This is a genomic window from Thioalkalivibrio halophilus (assembly GCF_001995255.1).
GTDB lineage: Bacteria > Pseudomonadota > Gammaproteobacteria > Ectothiorhodospirales > Ectothiorhodospiraceae > Thioalkalivibrio > Thioalkalivibrio halophilus.
On sequence record NZ_MUZR01000023.1, the window covers coordinates 1 to 15,305 of the forward strand.

General features: G+C 67.4%; 11 protein-coding genes and 1 pseudogene. 4 read left to right on the plus strand and 8 right to left on the minus strand.

Features of this window, described 5'->3' with window-relative positions; translation table 11 throughout:
* Positions 1-78: pseudogene (locus B1A74_RS14485) on the minus strand (camphor resistance protein CrcB); the annotation flags it as partial.
* 110 nt (positions 79-188) lie between these two features.
* Here B1A74_RS14485 and ettA point away from each other — a divergent pair.
* Positions 189-1,856: an energy-dependent translational throttle protein EttA gene (gene ettA, locus B1A74_RS07255; RefSeq protein WP_024329326.1), complete on the plus strand. Its 1,668-nt coding sequence runs from the start codon at positions 189-191 to the stop codon at positions 1,854-1,856.
* Positions 1,857-1,907: 51 nt separating this feature from the next.
* Here ettA and B1A74_RS07260 read toward each other — a convergent pair whose 3' ends face one another.
* Positions 1,908-2,729, minus strand: a complete 822-nt coding sequence (locus B1A74_RS07260) for a C40 family peptidase (protein WP_077244218.1) — start codon at positions 2,727-2,729, stop codon at positions 1,908-1,910.
* Positions 2,713-4,401, minus strand: a complete 1,689-nt coding sequence (locus tag B1A74_RS07265; protein ID WP_244269189.1) for a GGDEF domain-containing protein — start codon at positions 4,399-4,401, stop codon at positions 2,713-2,715. The genes B1A74_RS07260 and B1A74_RS07265 overlap by 17 nt, the downstream gene beginning before the upstream one ends.
* Positions 4,402-4,604: 203 nt before the next feature.
* On the opposite strand from B1A74_RS07265, the gene B1A74_RS07270 reads away from it, so the two are divergent.
* From B1A74_RS07270 to B1A74_RS07280, 3 genes are read left to right on the plus strand one after another with little or no spacing between them, the layout of a single operon-like run.
* Positions 4,605-5,393, plus strand: coding sequence for a gamma-glutamylcyclotransferase family protein (locus B1A74_RS07270; protein WP_077244220.1), 789 nt, complete (start codon positions 4,605-4,607; stop codon positions 5,391-5,393).
* 30 nt (positions 5,394-5,423) lie between these two features.
* The gene (locus B1A74_RS07275; RefSeq protein WP_077244221.1) at positions 5,424-6,155 is read left to right on the plus strand and encodes an MBL fold metallo-hydrolase; all 732 of its coding nucleotides are present in this window, start codon (positions 5,424-5,426) and stop codon (positions 6,153-6,155) included.
* Between the two features lie 57 nt (positions 6,156-6,212).
* A complete protein-coding gene (locus B1A74_RS07280; protein WP_077244222.1) occupies positions 6,213-11,333 on the plus strand; it encodes a diguanylate cyclase domain-containing protein in 5,121 nt (1,706 codons plus the stop codon).
* On the opposite strand, the gene B1A74_RS07285 is transcribed toward B1A74_RS07280, so the two are convergent.
* The 5 genes from B1A74_RS07285 to B1A74_RS07305 form a co-directional block, all read right to left on the minus strand.
* On the minus strand, positions 11,328-11,951 hold the full coding sequence (locus B1A74_RS07285; protein ID WP_077244223.1) for a hypothetical protein: 624 nt from the start codon (positions 11,949-11,951) through the stop codon (positions 11,328-11,330). The genes B1A74_RS07280 and B1A74_RS07285 overlap by 6 nt on opposite strands.
* Positions 11,952-12,373: 422 nt before the next feature.
* Positions 12,374-13,375, minus strand: a complete 1,002-nt coding sequence (locus B1A74_RS07290) for a phosphotransferase (protein WP_077244224.1) — start codon at positions 13,373-13,375, stop codon at positions 12,374-12,376.
* A gap of 13 nt (positions 13,376-13,388) precedes the next feature.
* Complete coding sequence (locus B1A74_RS07295) at positions 13,389-13,679, minus strand: P-II family nitrogen regulator (RefSeq protein ID WP_018871374.1); 291 nt, start codon at positions 13,677-13,679, stop codon at positions 13,389-13,391.
* 3 nt (positions 13,680-13,682) lie between these two features.
* The gene (locus tag B1A74_RS07300) at positions 13,683-14,630 is read right to left on the minus strand and encodes a sodium-dependent bicarbonate transport family permease (protein WP_018947965.1); all 948 of its coding nucleotides are present in this window, start codon (positions 14,628-14,630) and stop codon (positions 13,683-13,685) included.
* A gap of 69 nt (positions 14,631-14,699) precedes the next feature.
* Positions 14,700-15,275 (minus strand): SgcJ/EcaC family oxidoreductase, encoded by a 576-nt coding sequence (locus tag B1A74_RS07305; protein WP_018947964.1) that lies wholly within the window; start codon positions 15,273-15,275, stop codon positions 14,700-14,702.
* Positions 15,276-15,305: the final 30 nt, after the last annotated feature.

Consider the following 15,305-nt stretch of genomic DNA (forward strand, 5'->3'; position numbering starts at 1 on the left):
GCCCAGCGCACCCCCCGCCCCTACCAGCAACAGGCCCTGCCACCACGTGATCATCGGGTCATTTTCGGGGCCGGTCATCGCGCTGTCGAGCCACCGCCCCGCCCGCAGGCCGACCACCAAGCTTCCCGCCGGCCGGAATGGTAAAGTGCACGCCCTGATTACCCCGACAAACGCTTCGCAGGAGCATCATGGCGCAGTACATCTACACGATGAACGGCGTGGGCAAGATCGTCCCGCCGAAGAAGTACATCCTCAAGGACATCAACCTCAACTTCTTCCCCGGCGCCAAGATCGGCGTGCTGGGCTACAACGGGGCCGGCAAGTCCACCCTGCTGCGCATCATGGCCGGCGTGGACACCGAGATCGTCGGCGAGGCGCGGCCGCAGCCGGGCATCGAGATCGGCTACCTGCCGCAGGAACCGCACCTCGATCCGGAAAAGGACGTGCGCGGCAACGTGGAAGACGGGGTTGCCTCGGTAAAGGAGGCCCTGACCGAACTGGACCAGGTGTATGCCGCCTATGCCGAGCCGGATGCCGACTTCGACGCCCTGGCCGCGAAGCAGGCCGAACTGGAAGCGAAGATCGAGGCCGCCGACGGTCACAACCTGGACCGCAAGCTCGAGGTCGCGGCCGACGCCCTGCGCCTGCCGCCGTGGGACGCCGACGTGAACAACCTCTCCGGCGGCGAGCGCCGCCGCGTGGCCCTGTGCCGGCTGCTGCTATCCAGCCCGGACATGCTGATCCTCGACGAGCCGACCAACCACCTGGATGCCGAGTCCGTGGCCTGGCTGGAGCGCTTCCTGCAGGAGTTCCAGGGCACCGTCGTCGCAGTCACCCATGACCGCTACTTCCTCGACAACGTGGCCGGCTGGATCCTCGAGCTCGACCGTGGCCAGGGCATCCCGTTCCAGGGCAACTACTCGCAGTGGCTGGAGCAGAAGGAAAAGCGCCTGAAGCAGGAAGAAAAGGCCGAGGCCGCGCGGCAGAAGGCGATGGAAGCCGAACTCGAGTGGGTACGTTCCAATCCCAAGGGCCGCGGCGCCAAGAGCAAGGCCCGCCTGAAGCGCTTCGAGGAGATCGCCTCCAGCGACTACCAGAAGCGTTCCGAGACCAAGGAAATCTACATCCCGCCGGGCCCGCGTCTGGGCGACAAGGTGCTGGAGGTGGACAACCTGTCCAAGCACTACGGCGATCGCGTGCTCTACCAGGGCCTGTCGTTCAACGTGCCGCGCGGTGCGCTGATCGGCGTGATCGGCCCGAACGGCGTGGGCAAGACCACCCTGTTCCGCATGATTTCGGGCCAGGAACAGCCGGACGACGGCACGGTCGACGTCGGCGAGACCGTCCAGCTGGCCTACGTGGACCAGAACCGCGATGCGCTGGAAGACGAGAAGACCGTGTGGGAAGAGATCTCCGGCGGTCAGGACGTCATCCGGGTCGGCAACTTCGAAATGCCGTCACGCGCCTATTGCGGCCGCTTCAACTTCAAGGGCCAGGACCAGCAGAAGCGCATGAAGGAGCTCTCCGGCGGGGAGCGCAACCGCGTGCACCTCGCCAAGCTGCTGCAGAGCGGCGGCAACTTCCTGCTGCTGGACGAACCCACCAACGACCTCGACGTCGAGACCCTGCGCGCGCTGGAAGAGGCCCTGCTGGACTTCCCCGGCTCCGCCATCGTGATCTCGCACGACCGCTGGTTCCTCGACCGTATCGCCACGCATATCCTCGCATTCGAGGAAGACGGCAACGTGGTGTTCTTCGAAGGCAACTACCAGGAGTACGAGGAAGACCGCCACCAGCGCCTGGGCGCCGCGGCCGACCAGCCGCACCGGGTCAAGTACAAGCGCCTGGCGGACTGACCCTGCCCTCCCCCGAAGGCCCGGCCCCGCCGGGCCTTCATTCCATTGTGCTCAGCCGTTCATTCCTTCTGCGAGCAGGCGCAGGCGGCCGAGGCGCCGCACCTGAGGACTGGTGGACAGATCCACGGGCAGGATCGTCGCCGGATTCGGATCGGGTACCGGGTGCGGACTGAAGCCCCCCGCGACGAAACGGCGTTCCTGCCGCAGTCGATGATAGGCCCCGACCAGTTCCTCTTCGTTGACGGGTTCGGGCATCAACGCCTGACCCTGCCCCATTGATCCGGCACCGCGTGCCTCCAGCCATTCGCGAACCAGTTCCCGGACATCCACATCGGGGAAGGGCTGGTCGAGACGGGCGGCGACCACGATGGTGGGCGCCAGTTCCGCCTGGCGCATCGCCTGATAGACCAGTTCGCTGCAGACCATATGCTCCGGGTCGAAACAGATCAGGTGATCGACCAGTTCGCGCAGCAGCCAGCGCAGACAGCCGTCTTCCGGAATCCGGTCACGCACGACCGCGACGGCCGCCAGCTGCACCAGCATGTCCACGGGGTAATCCACGCCGACCTGCTGGCTTGCCGCCCGGGCCAGTCGCTCCCTTTGCACCTCGTCCAGCGGGTTGCCGTCATCGGCGGTTGGGCGAAAGACCTCAATGAAGTGATAAGCGTCGGTCTGACGCAGTCGCTCGTCGAGCGCCACCATGCGTGACCGTGGCATGGCCGCCTCGACGAAATGGGTGTCGGAACACATGACCGCCGCATGGCTGTAGACCGAATCACCGAACCAGGCGATCAGATCCGAAAGCGAGCTTCTGCCCCGCATCAGCAGGATATCGCCTGCCTGCAGCTCAGTGGTGTCAATATACGGTTTCATCGCGGACATCCCTCCCTGTCGACTCGAAATCCACCGGGTCGGGGGCACGGACCACACGGTTGCGGCCACCCCCCTTTGCCCGATAGAGCGCATCGTCCGCCCGCTCTAAAAGATGCTCCAGCGATTCGCCATACCCCCGATGGGCAAGACCAATCGAAACCGTGAGATGAATCTCATGCCCGTCCACACGCCTGCAATCCTTGCTGACCGCCTCACGCAGGGTCTCGGCAACTCGACTGGCGTCACCGAGATTCTCCTCCAGCACCACAACAAACTCCTCACCGCCATAGCGCGCGACCAGATCGTGCTGACGCAAATGGCGCTGCAGGGTACGGGCCGCTTCCTGCAGACAACGATCGCCGAAGGCATGGCCATGGGTGTCGTTCAGAGTCTTGAAATGGTCCAGATCGACAAACAACACGCTCAGTGGACGATCTGCCAATTGCGCGCCCTGCGCCAGCTCCTGCAGACGATCGTTCAGCCGTGCCCGGTTCGGCAATCCGGTCAGCGCATCGGTGACAGCCCGCCGCCGCGCCTGATGCATCTCGCGCTCGGCATGGCGCGCCGCCAGGGCACCGGCGAGCACCAGCACCAGGGCGCTGGTCACGTGCGTCGCGGGGTGGGCGTATTCAAGCCACACGGGCGTCCCGTCGCCCATCAGGAAATGGCCGGCGCGAGCCATCACCACCACGGTCACGCCTCCCCAGCCCACGAGATAGAACCACGCCTGACCGACACCGGCACGTGCCTGCAGGACGGCCACCCCCAGCGTGATCGTCGCGAGCACCAGCAACAGGAGGTTCATCCACCCCGCAAGCCATGCACCCGGGAACACCAGCCCCGCCAGCAGGAATCCGGCCACCATCCACAGCAGGCCGCGAAACACCCGTGCCAGCCGCGGGAAGGCCCGGCGAATGTCGAGAAACAGGTAGAGGGCGGAAAACGCCGCCAGGGTGCCGATACTCGCAACCAGGCTGGCCGCCTGCAGCGCGACGCCCCCGTCGACGGGCCCGGGCCAGAGCACCAGCGCTTCCCCGCTCAGGACCGCAAAGTACACCCCGCCAAAGAACACCCACATGCCCAGAAGCCCGTGCGCCAGACGTCGCAGGGTCGCGGCGAAGATCGCGCTGACCAGGCCAAGAAGCACACTGGCCGCCAGCACCGCGGAGGTAAAGCGCACGCGTTGACGATCGGACTCGAGGTAGGACGACGCCGATGTCGCACTCAGACCGATGGGCTGTGAACGGGCCTCGAGGATCCGGAAATAAACGGGATGATCCGAACTCGCGGACTCCAGCTCCAGTGCGAGACGGTGCCGGGAACCGACTACCGGGGCGTTAGGGTCGAACAGCTCCAGTGTCTCCGGACGGTAATCTGGCGGGCGGTACACCACCAGACGCGCGTCGAACACCTCCCGCAGCGCCAGCACCCGGGGCTCATGGTTGTCCTCCTGCGGCTCGAACCGCACCCGCCACCAGCGGCTGTGATCACGCTCGATGGCCGTGCGCCCCGGCTGCGCCTCCCAGTCCAGCTCGGCCAGGGCCGCGGCGTCCGGGTCCTCCGGGACGGCCTCCTCTGCCAGGGAATCGATGTGGAGGTTCGCGTCGGCCACCGACATCGCCGGGACGAGGGAAAACAGCAACAACGCACCCCGCAGGATCACGCCAGTCACGAATCCCGCGCCTCCCGGACACGGCACCCTGCTCCCGTCTTCTCCGCGCCGGCCACCCCAGGGATCATGCAGACTTCAAACCTTTCCGAATTTAACGCCCTAAAATACCACACCCCGGATCAGGTAGAGCCGCGAGCACTCACCCTTGACCACACCATTGGCGAGGAATAACACTTGAACCCTGCGGCAAACGGAGAGCGAGCTTGTTTCGGTATTTCGGCTTTGGCTCCAACCTGGATCTGATCTCGCTGCGGGCCAAGGGGGTGGAGCCGGTGTGCTCGCGGCCCGCCGTGCTCCACGGCTGGCAGCTGCGATTCAATGTCCGGCATTTCTTCCGCCACGAGGGGGGCGTGGGCAACATCGAGCCCTCCGCAACGCCCGGCGACCGCGTGGTGGGCATCCTGCACGAGTGTCCGGACGACAGCCTGCCGGCCCTGGACAAGGTTGAGGCGAAAGGGGTGGGCTATGACCGCATCGTGGTCGAAGTGGAGACCCCGGAGGGGACCGAAAGCGCCTACGCCTATCGCGGGCGGCCGGATTTTCTGGATGATCGCTGCCTGCCCAGCCAGCGCTACCTCAACATCCTGATCCGCGGTGCCGAACGCGCCGGGCTCGACCGGGAACACATTGCCCGGCTGCACGCCCAGCCAACCCTCGCCGTCGAGGACGCCCCGCCGTTCGAGCACCCGCCCGGCAGCCACCCGCGCTTCGATGCCCGGTCGCTGCCCGGGCACCCGCATCTCACCGCCCTCTACGGGGCCGTGTTCGACATGAGTGATGCCCGGCCCGCACACACCTGGCTCAGGGACTTCTTTGGCGGACAGGACATGACCCTGTTTCACCTGCGCCGCATGGACACCAGCGACGGCTCGGAAACCCTCGAGGATCTGCGCGCCGATCGGCTCGGCCCGGCCCAGCGCCAGTACCTGTACAACTATCTGCGGGAATACGACCGCGAATATCGCTATGTCGGGCACTTCGACTACCATTGAGACCACAGCCCCGGCCTGCAAGGAACCCGCATGAGCACACTCCCCGCAGCCCTGCCACACGGCACGCTCGAAGAAGTCCATGACGGCGTCTTTTTCGTCACCGGTGCCATGGAAACCCGTCTGCTGGATGCCGACTGGAAATTCAGCCGCAACATGACCGTGATCCGCGACGAAGACCGCCTGATCGTGGTCAACAGCGTACGTCTGGACAGCGAGGGACTGGCGGCACTGGAGAAGCTCGGGCGGGTCACCGACGTGGTCCGCCTGGGGGCATTGCACGGTCGGGACGACCCGTTCTACGTGCAGCAGTACGGCGCACGTTACTGGGCCCTGCCGGAGATGACCCACGAAACCGGCCTGCCGGCCGACCACCCGCTGGACCCGGACGGGGCCCTGCCGGTGTCCGATGCCGACCTGTTCGCCTTCCGGACTACCCGGATCCCCGAAGCCATCCTGCACCTGCACCGCGACGGGGGCATCCTGGTGGCCTGCGACGCACTGCAGAACTGGACGGCCCCCGACACGTTCTTCTCCGACGAATCCCGCGAGCGCATGCGCGAGATGGGGTTCTTCACCCCGGCCAACATCGGACCACTCTGGCTGCAGAACGCCGAACCCGGTGCCGAGGATTTCGATCGCCTGATCGAACGGGACTTCCGGCATGCGCTTTGCGGCCACGGCGAACCCCTGCGCGACACGGCCCGCGAGGATTATGCGGCGACGTTCGAACGCATCTTCGGACCCGCATCGTCACGCGAATGAGCGTCCCGCACACGGCCAGCGGCCCCGCCACCCGTCCCGAAGACGCCCGTTAGCCGCATGACCACCGAGGCCCTGCGGCTGACCGGATACCGGGTCGGGCCTGTCCTGCGCCGCGACCGCGAACGCGTGCTTTACCAGGCACGCGAGGAATGCTCCGGGGAAGAACGGGTCATCGAGACCCTGGCCTCGGATTATCCGTCGCGGCGGCAGCTGGCGGAGATCCGCCGGGACGGACGCATCACCCGCGCACTGGCGGACGTCGACGGGGTCCTGCAGGTCCATGCCGTGGAGACCTGTGGCCGCGGACGCACGGCGCTGGTAACCGAACCGGTGACGGAGACCCTGAGCGACCGGCTGGCGCGGGCACCCGACGGCCGGATGCCGCTCGCGCAGGGGCTGACCATGGGCGGTCACATCGCGGAGATCCTGGACGGGCTCCATGCCCGGGGCATGGTGCACAAGGCCGTCACCCCCGACCATATCCGCCTGCCCGCCGACGAGGATTCGCCGCGGCTCACCGGGTTCGGTCTGGCCTCGGAGCTCGGGCGCGAACGCCAGGGATCGCTGGAGGCCGGCAGCCGGGCGCCCCTGCCCTATCTCTCGCCCGAACAGACCGGGCGCATGAACCGCGAACTGGATTACCGCAGTGACTTCTATTCCCTGGGCGTCACGCTGTTCGAGGCCCTTGCCGGACAACGCCCGTTCACCGCCGAAAGCGTCCTCGAATGGGTTCATGCCCACATCAGCCAGACGCCTCCGGACCCCGGCGACCTGGCCCCCGATCTCCCGCCCGCGGTCGCGCGGATCCTGCTGCGGCTGCTGGCCAAGGATCCCGAGCATCGCTACCAGACCGGCGCGGGTCTGGCGCACGACCTGGCCGAGTGCGCCGAGGCCGTGGCGTCCGGCGCTGGGCTCGAGGACTTCGAGCCAGCGCGGCATGACCGGCCGACCCGCTTCCTCCTGCCGCAGCGGCTGTACGGCCGGGAACGGGAGCTGGACGAACTCGCGGAGCTGTTCGAATCGGCCGCGGCGGGCGGCACCGAACTGTGCCTGGTGCACGGCTACTCCGGCGTCGGCAAATCCGCCCTGGTCAACGAGATCGACCGCCCGCTGGTACGGGAACGGGGCTTTTTCGCGCGGGGCAAGTTCGACCAGTTCCATCAGGGCGCCTACTCCGCAATAGCCGCCGCCTTCCGCACCCTGGTACATCAGCTGCTGGCCGAACCGGAGGCGCGGCTTGCACGCTGGAAGCAACGGCTGAACGAGGCGCTGTCTCCCAACGCTCAGCTGGTGCTGGATCTGGTCCCGGAACTGGAACTGATCATCGGTCCCCAGCCACCGGTCGCCGAGCTGCCTCCCGACGAGGCACGCAACCGCAGCCGAATCGTGCTGGCCGACTTCGTCCGGGTGTTTGCCGGCCGCGGGCACCCGCTGGTCCTGTTCATCGACGACCTGCAGTGGAGTGACGGTCCGACCCGAGACCTGATCAGGCAGCTCGCCCTGTCACGCGATACCGACCACCTCCTGATCATCGGCGCCTATCGCAGCAACGAGGTGCCCCCGGGGCACCCCCTGCACCAGGCCTTCGAGCCCGTGCGCGCGGGGCGCCCGGTACACGACCTGCCGGTCGCTCCGCTGGACCGCGACTCCATACGCCGCATGGTGGCGGATACCCTGCAGGACGACGAGGCGCGGGTTCGCCCGCTGGGCGACCTGGTCCACGACAAGGCCCGGGGCAACCCGTTCTTTACCGGCGAGCTGCTGCAGACACTGCATGACGAAGGCGTCATCCGTCCCGGTCCCGACGGCGGCTGGACCTGGGACACGGAAGCCGCCCTGTGGGCGGGACTCAGCAGCGACATCGTCGAGTTCATGATCGACAACCTGCGCAAGCTGCCGGAAGCCACCGGCCGCGTCCTGCAGCTCGCCGCCTGCATCGGCAACACCTTCGAACTCGAGACCCTGGCGGTGATCAGCGAATGCCCGGCCACGGAGGTGGCCGAGACCCTGATGCCCGCCCTGCGCCAGCACACCATCGTGCCGCTGCACGCCGACTATCGCCTGGTGGGACACGCCCCGGACGACGGTGCGCCGGAAGAGAACCGGTGGAACCCGGTCTACCGCTTTGCACACGACCGCGTCCAGCAGGCCGCCTACCGCCTGTCGGATGCGCGCGAGATGACCGACGTGCATTTGTCCATCGGCCGCCTGATGCGCCGGCATTCCGGTGACGCGATCGAGGGCGACCGTCTGATGGAGATGGTCCGCCATCTCAATGCGGGACGCTCGCTGATCGAGGATCCCGAAGAACGTCTTGCGCTGGCCCGCTTCAACCTGCGCGCGGGGACACGCGCGCGCAACGTGGCGGCCTACGAAACCGCCTACGAACTGCTGCACGTCGGCCATACCCTGCTGCCCGAACCGACAGACGCCACGCACCCGGAACTGGCGTTCGAACTGGCCCGGGAGCTGCAGCAATGCGCCTATCTGACCGGCCGGCAGGACGAGGCCGAGGAATGGGCCGGGCTCCTGTTCGACCACGCCCCCGGGACCTACGAAAAGGTGGAACTCCTCTCCACCCGCACCCGCCAGTACGCAACGCTTGGCCGCATGGAGGCCTCCATGCACACGGCCATCGAGGGCCTGCGCCTGTTGGGCGTGGAGATCCACGAGGATCCCGGCGACCGCGAGGTGGCCGAGGAGCGCGCACGCATCACGGAGCACCTCGGGGATCGGGCGATCGCCGACCTGCTGGACGCCCCGAACGTCGAGGACCGTTCCGTGCTCCTTGCCATGCGCCTGCTGATGGAGATCTTCCCGGCATCGTTCCTGTCGGGCAGCGGCAACCTGTTTCCGTATCTGGTCTTCAAGGGCGTGAATCTGTCCCTGCGCCATGGTAACTGTCCCGAAGCCGCCTTCATCCACGCCGCCTACGGGATGCTGCTGTGTGGCGAGCTGGATGACCCTGCGCTGGGGCTCGAGTACGGCCGCCTGGGTCTGGCCATCAACGAACGATTCGACGACCTCGCCCTGCGGGCACGGGTGATCTACGTCTACGCGATGTTCATCCACCACTGGAGCCATCACTGGTCCAGCCTGACCCCATGGTTCCGGCGCGGCATCGAGGCCGGCCACCAGTCCGGCGATCTCCTCTATCTGGCCTACAGCGCCCAGGACTGCGTGATCTGGGACCCGGCACTGGACCTGCCGGAGGCCACGCGCCAGCATGAGAAAAACATCGCGATCGTCCGCGAATGCAACTATCGCGACTCGCTGGATTCGGCCACCCTCTTCCTGCAGATGCAGTACGCCTTTCAGGGCCTCACGCGGGACCCGCTGTCGCTGAGCGACGAGCGGTTCGACGAACTCGCCTGCCTCGACGGCATGCACCAGCGCCAGTTCATGACCGGAGTGGCCAACTACCACATCTACAAGGCCGAGGTCGCCGTCCTGCACGACGCCCCCGAGCACGCCCTGGAGCACCTGGCCCGCCGGCAGCGTCTGATCCGTTCGGCCATGTCGCTGCCGCAGCTGGCGCGCTTCTACCTGCTGGACTTCCTGGCCTGCGTCCGGGTCCATCCCGATCGCGTCACGACGCCTGACGACCCGATGCGGCACCAGCTGCTGGAAGACCTGGACCGGATCCGGCGCTGGGCCGACCACTGTCCGGACAACTTCCTGCACCTGCAGTATCTGATGGAAGCCGAGCTGGAACGCCTGTCCGGCAGCGACGAACCGGCCATGGAACGATACGAGGCCGCCATCGAAGCGGCCGCGGCCAGCGGATTCATGCGCGACGAGGCGATGGCCAGCGAACGGGCCGCATCGCACCTGCTGGCCCGGGGTCGCCGCCGTGCGGCCGAGGGCTACCTGCGGGCCGCCCACCGGCTGTACGCGCGCTGGGGAGCGCGGCGCAAGGTGCGCCTGCTGGAGGAACGGCATCCGGTCCTGGAGGAGATCGCCGGCCCCGGCGGCGATCCCGGCGATGACGCCTTGGACCATAAGGATCTTGATCTGGCTTCGATCATGAAGGCTTCGCGCGCCATCTCCGGAGAGATCGAGACCGAGAAGCTGCTGCGCACCAGTCTGGAGATCCTGCTCGAAAACGCCGGCGGCCAGTGGGCCTGTCTGGTCCGACGGGACCAGGGCCTGCCCGGCGTGGAAGCCATGGCCGGTGAACTGCCACAGGCACCGCCCGGCCCCGAACTCCAACCCGGACCCGGATCCGGGCCCGGCGCCATCGCCCCCGACGGCAGCGGCATCGCCCTGCCGATCTCCCTGGTCAGTCATGTCCTGGGCAGCGGCGAGCCCGTGGTCCTGGACAACGCCAGCCAGGAGGGGCCCTTCACCGACGACCCCGCCATCGCCGCGCGTCAGGTGGTCTCCGTGCTCTGCGTACCCCTGGGGCGGGAACGCTTCGTCGGGGCGCTGTACATGGAAAACAACCTGACCGCCGGCGCCTTCCCCCCGGACCGCGCCGAGGTCGTCCGTCTGCTGGCCGCCCAGGCCGCCGTCGCGCTTGAAAATGCCCGGCTGTATGAACAGGTTCGGGAGTATTCCCGCACCCTTGAAGACCGCGTGGCCGAACGCACCCGCCAGCTCGAGGAAGTGAATCGCGAGCTGCAGAACCTCGCCGAGCGCGACGGCCTGACCGGTCTCGCCAACCGCCGGCGCGGCGACGACTACCTCCAGGAACAGTGGGACCGCCTGGGGCACGAACAGCGGCCCCTGTCACTGATCATGTTCGACGTCGACCATTTCAAGCCCTACAACGACCACTACGGGCACCCCGCCGGCGACCACTGCCTGATCACCATCGGCAGCATCATCCGCGAAACCCTCGATGACCCGGAACAGCTGGCGGTGCGCTATGGTGGCGAGGAGTTCATGGTGATCCTGCCCGGCATCGACACCGATGCCGCACATGCGACGGCCGAGCGGCTGCGCGGGGCCATCCTCGAGCAGCAGCTGCCGCACGAATATTCCACGACCGCGGACGTGGTCACGGTGAGCATCGGGACCGCCACCCGGACCCCTTCGGGCCGCGGGGGACGTCAGGATCTGATCAACGAAGCCGACGAAGCCCTCTACCGCGCCAAGAAGGCCGGCCGCAACCGGGTCGCCGGCCCCGCCAACACCCGACCACCGGACCCCGCCCGCGAATCCGGCTCGTCATGAACCGGGCCCCTGACCCGGGCCACCCGTTTCCCGCGTGCGGCGGTGCAGCCACCGCACCAGGCGGTGCGTGAGCCACCACATCACGGTGCAGAACAGCACCACGAACGCCAGCCACAGTTCGGGTGCGACCCATTCCTGCGGCTGGCCGTGCGGGCCCAGTACCCAGTTCAGGTTGCCCGCCTCCTCCGCGACCGCGTAGCTGGCCAGCAGGACGCCCCAGCCAATCGGCAGCCACCACTTCCAGGCCTGCGCGTCGTAACCCAGGCGCCAGACCATCCACAGCAGCGCGAACGGCAACGGCAGGTGATAGAGGGAAAGCAGGCGCACGTGCAGCGGGATGTCGGTGTTGTACATGTAGTGCACGGCACCGATGACCGGATTGCCTAGCAGCAGCAGGCTGAGCACCAGGTCGAGGACCCAGACGAGCTCCGGCAGCAGGACCGCGACCAGCAGCATGGAGGCGAGACGCCGGTTTTCCAGCCAGGCGGCCGCGCAGCCGGCCACCAGCGCGATGGAGGACAGCCAGAGGAAATTCAGCGGCCCGTATTCCTGCAGGTACACGGGCACCAGCACGGCGAGGAAGGCGAGCCAGCTCAGCTTGAACCACAGCGGGATCATCGCGCGGCGGTCTCCGTTCGACCAGTCCCCATCATGGAGGCTCACCCGGTGCCTGTCATCGCGCGCCGGCAAGGCACCCTCCTGCGGCCCGGAGGGAAGGTGCCGCAGGAGGCCAGCCCCCCTGGCCGATCCGGCGCAGGAGATTCCCCGAACGCACAATCGGCCGGAGGGCCGGCCTCCTACCGGGGGCAGGGTTCGACCCGTCGTAGGAGGCCAGCCTCTGGCCGATCCGGCGCAGGAGATTCCCCGAACGCACAATCGGCCGGAGGGCCGGCCTCCTACCGGGGGCAGGGTTCGACCCGTCGTAGGAGGCCAGCCTCTGGCCGATCCGGCGCAGGAGATTCCCCGAACGCACAATCGGCCGGAGGGCCGGCCTCCTACCGGCCGGGGCAACCGTAGGAGGCCAGCCGATCCGGCGCGCCTCAGGCCGGCCCCGGATCCAGCCGCCGTACGACGTCCAGCGCGACCCGCCGGCTGTAGTCATGGATCTTCCAGTGAGCCGGGCTCCAGCCGACCAGGAAGCGGTAGAAGTCGGCCTGCGCCAGCGGGAACAGGTCCCGCCATTCGGCCTCCAGCGCGGCCGCCTCCACGTCCGGGTGGTGATCGCGCAGCGCCTCGCGTAGGGCATCAAAATAGGCGTCCAGCAGGTCGGCCTCGCGATGCTCCTGTTCCTCTTCGTCGAGGCAGGAGCCGATGAAATAGGCCACGTCCTTCATCCCGCAGCCGCCGCCGACGTACTGGAAGTCCACTGCCGCCAAGGCGCCCCCGTCGGCAGCAAAACAGAAGTTCGCGACCTTCGCGTCACCGTGGACCAGGGTGTGAAAGCGGGCCGCGTTCAGCCGGCGATCGACCTCCGCGGCCGTGCGGCGGATGGCCGGGGCCTCGATCGCCGCCCATTCTTCCTGACGGGTCGCCAGATGCCAGTAGCTGCCGACCGGCCACAGGCCGTCGGGTGCGGTGCCGACAAACGCGGCATGCAGCTCGGCCAGCCAGCGCAGGCAGAGGACCGCGCCGTCGAAGTCCAGGCGCTCGCGGCGGTCCGGGAAACCGGCCGCATCCAGATCCTCCAGGATCATCCAGCCGCCATGATCGTCCCCACCCGCCGCGAAACAGCGCGGGAGCCGACAGCGCGACGGATCGAGCCGCGGGGCGAAATCCGCGTACCAGGCCCGCTCCACTTCATAGGATCGCCGCTTGCGCCGGTCGGAAACCCCGCCGCCCCAGCCGCGCGGGTGGCTGACGGCTGCCGGGTAGCGGACGTCCTTCACCATCACCGAGGCTACCGTCGCATCCTCCAGGCGGTAGCGCCGGATCTCGCCATAACCGCTCCACAGCCCCTGCACCCGCTCCTGCGGGTACGCCGCGCGGGCGCCGGTCGCATGGCGCACGCGTGCGGTCAGCTCTGCGTCCTCCCGCGCACCCATGGCCGCAGCCGCCTCAGTTGTGCAGCAGCGCGTCGGTGGTGTAGATCAGCAGCCCGTAGTCCTTCTGGTAGGTGTCACGCATGTGCGCGGCAATGCGGGTGCAGAGCTCCTCGGACCCCAGCACCTCGATGCGGATATTGCCGCCCTGGCGCCAGTTGCCGCGACGCTTGCCGTGTTCGCCCCAGCCGCGGGCATCGATCACGGTGTACCCGCTGGCGCCCAGCTTGCGGATCTCGTCGACCAGCATGTCTTCCAGGATCGCCTCGGTAACGATCACCATCAGGCGCATCGGTTCGCCTTCCATGCCCTATCCTCCGACTGCGTAGAGTTGTTCGGCCAACCAGAAGTAAAGGGGTACGCCGACGAAGATGTTGAACGGGAACGTCACCCCCAGCGAGGCCCCGATCGACAGTGCCGGGTTGGCCTCCGGCACCGCGATGCGCATGGCTGCCGGGGCCGCGATGTACGAGGCACTGGCGTACAGCGTGGCCAGCAGCAGCGTGCCGCCCAGCGACATGCCCAGCCCCCAGCCCAGCACAATACCGAGCAGTGCGGCCACCACCGGCATCACGATCGCGAACGCCACCAGAAAGACCCCGTAACTGCGCACCTCGGCGATGCGGCTGGAGGCCACCAGTCCCATCTCCAGCAGGAACAGCGCCAGCACGCCCTTGAACAGATCCCAGAACATCGGCTCCAGCGGCTCGATGTTCTCCGGACCGGCCAGGTAGCCGATCAGCAGCCCGCCGATCAGCAGGAACACGCTCTTGCCGAAAAACACCTCGTGCAGGGTCTTGCCCCAGCGCGTCCCACCACCGGTGCCCGCCTTGGCCAGCAGGATGCCGATCACGATCGCGGGGATCTCCAGCAGTACCAGGAACACGATCATGTGTCCCTCGTAATCCAGCCCGCGCTGGGCCAGGTAGGCCACCGCCACCGAGAAGGTCACCACGCTGACCGAGCCGTAATGGCCGGCGATGGAGGCCGAATCGGCGCGGGTCATGCGGCCGACCCAGCGCAGGACCGGGAAGGCGATCAGCGGGATGAACGCCGCCACCACCAGCACGGCCAGTCCGGGCAGGAGCAATGGCACCAGCTCGGATTCGGCCAGCTTGACCCCGCCGTGCAGGCCGATGGCCAGAAGCAGAAAGATGGACAGCGCCTCGTACACCGCCATCGGGATCTTCAGATCGGATTTGGCCAGCCCGGCGATCGCGCCGAGCAGGAAAAACAGAACGACCGGTTCGGAAACCATGGTCCTTGCCTCCAGTCAGAAACGTCGCCCCGCACCGGCTCTCGCGGGGCACGGGACTGTCGGTCTGGTTCAGTCGCTACCGGGCATCATCGAGGAGTGGTGATGCACGATCTTCCATTCGCCGTCGCGATTCTCGTAGACGAAGGTGTAACGCGCCGGTACGTCCCTGACCTCACCGCCGTCGCGCACGCGAAAGGTATAGGTACCCGCATCCGTCAGCTTGTTGCAGCCGAACTTCACGTTACGCTGAGTGATCGTGCCCTCGGGGCGCTTCTCCAGAAAATGCCGGAAGTAGTCACGGATCTCGTCGCGCGTGGTGCGCGGGACGTTCGACACCGTGGGCAGAAGTACCGCGTCTTCAGCGTAGCAGTCGGTAACCCGATCAGCGTCGCCGGTTTTCAGCGCGTCGTTCCAGCGTTCGAACAGCTCTTCCGCCAGACGCCGGGTCGCGGGGGCGCAAACCACGCAGCTCTCGTCCACCGGGGTATCGATGGCGCCGAAGTTCGGGTCGCCACCGGTGCCGGTCACGGGGTGGTGCTGGTCCCGGTACGAGGCACTCAGGCTGAAGCGGGCACGCGGCTCGCTGTCGGCATCAATGAACCGGGTGCCGCTGATGCGCGGTCGGTCGTCGGAAGGCTTCTTCACGGGGTGTTCTCCGCGGGCGCCGTGGCGGCC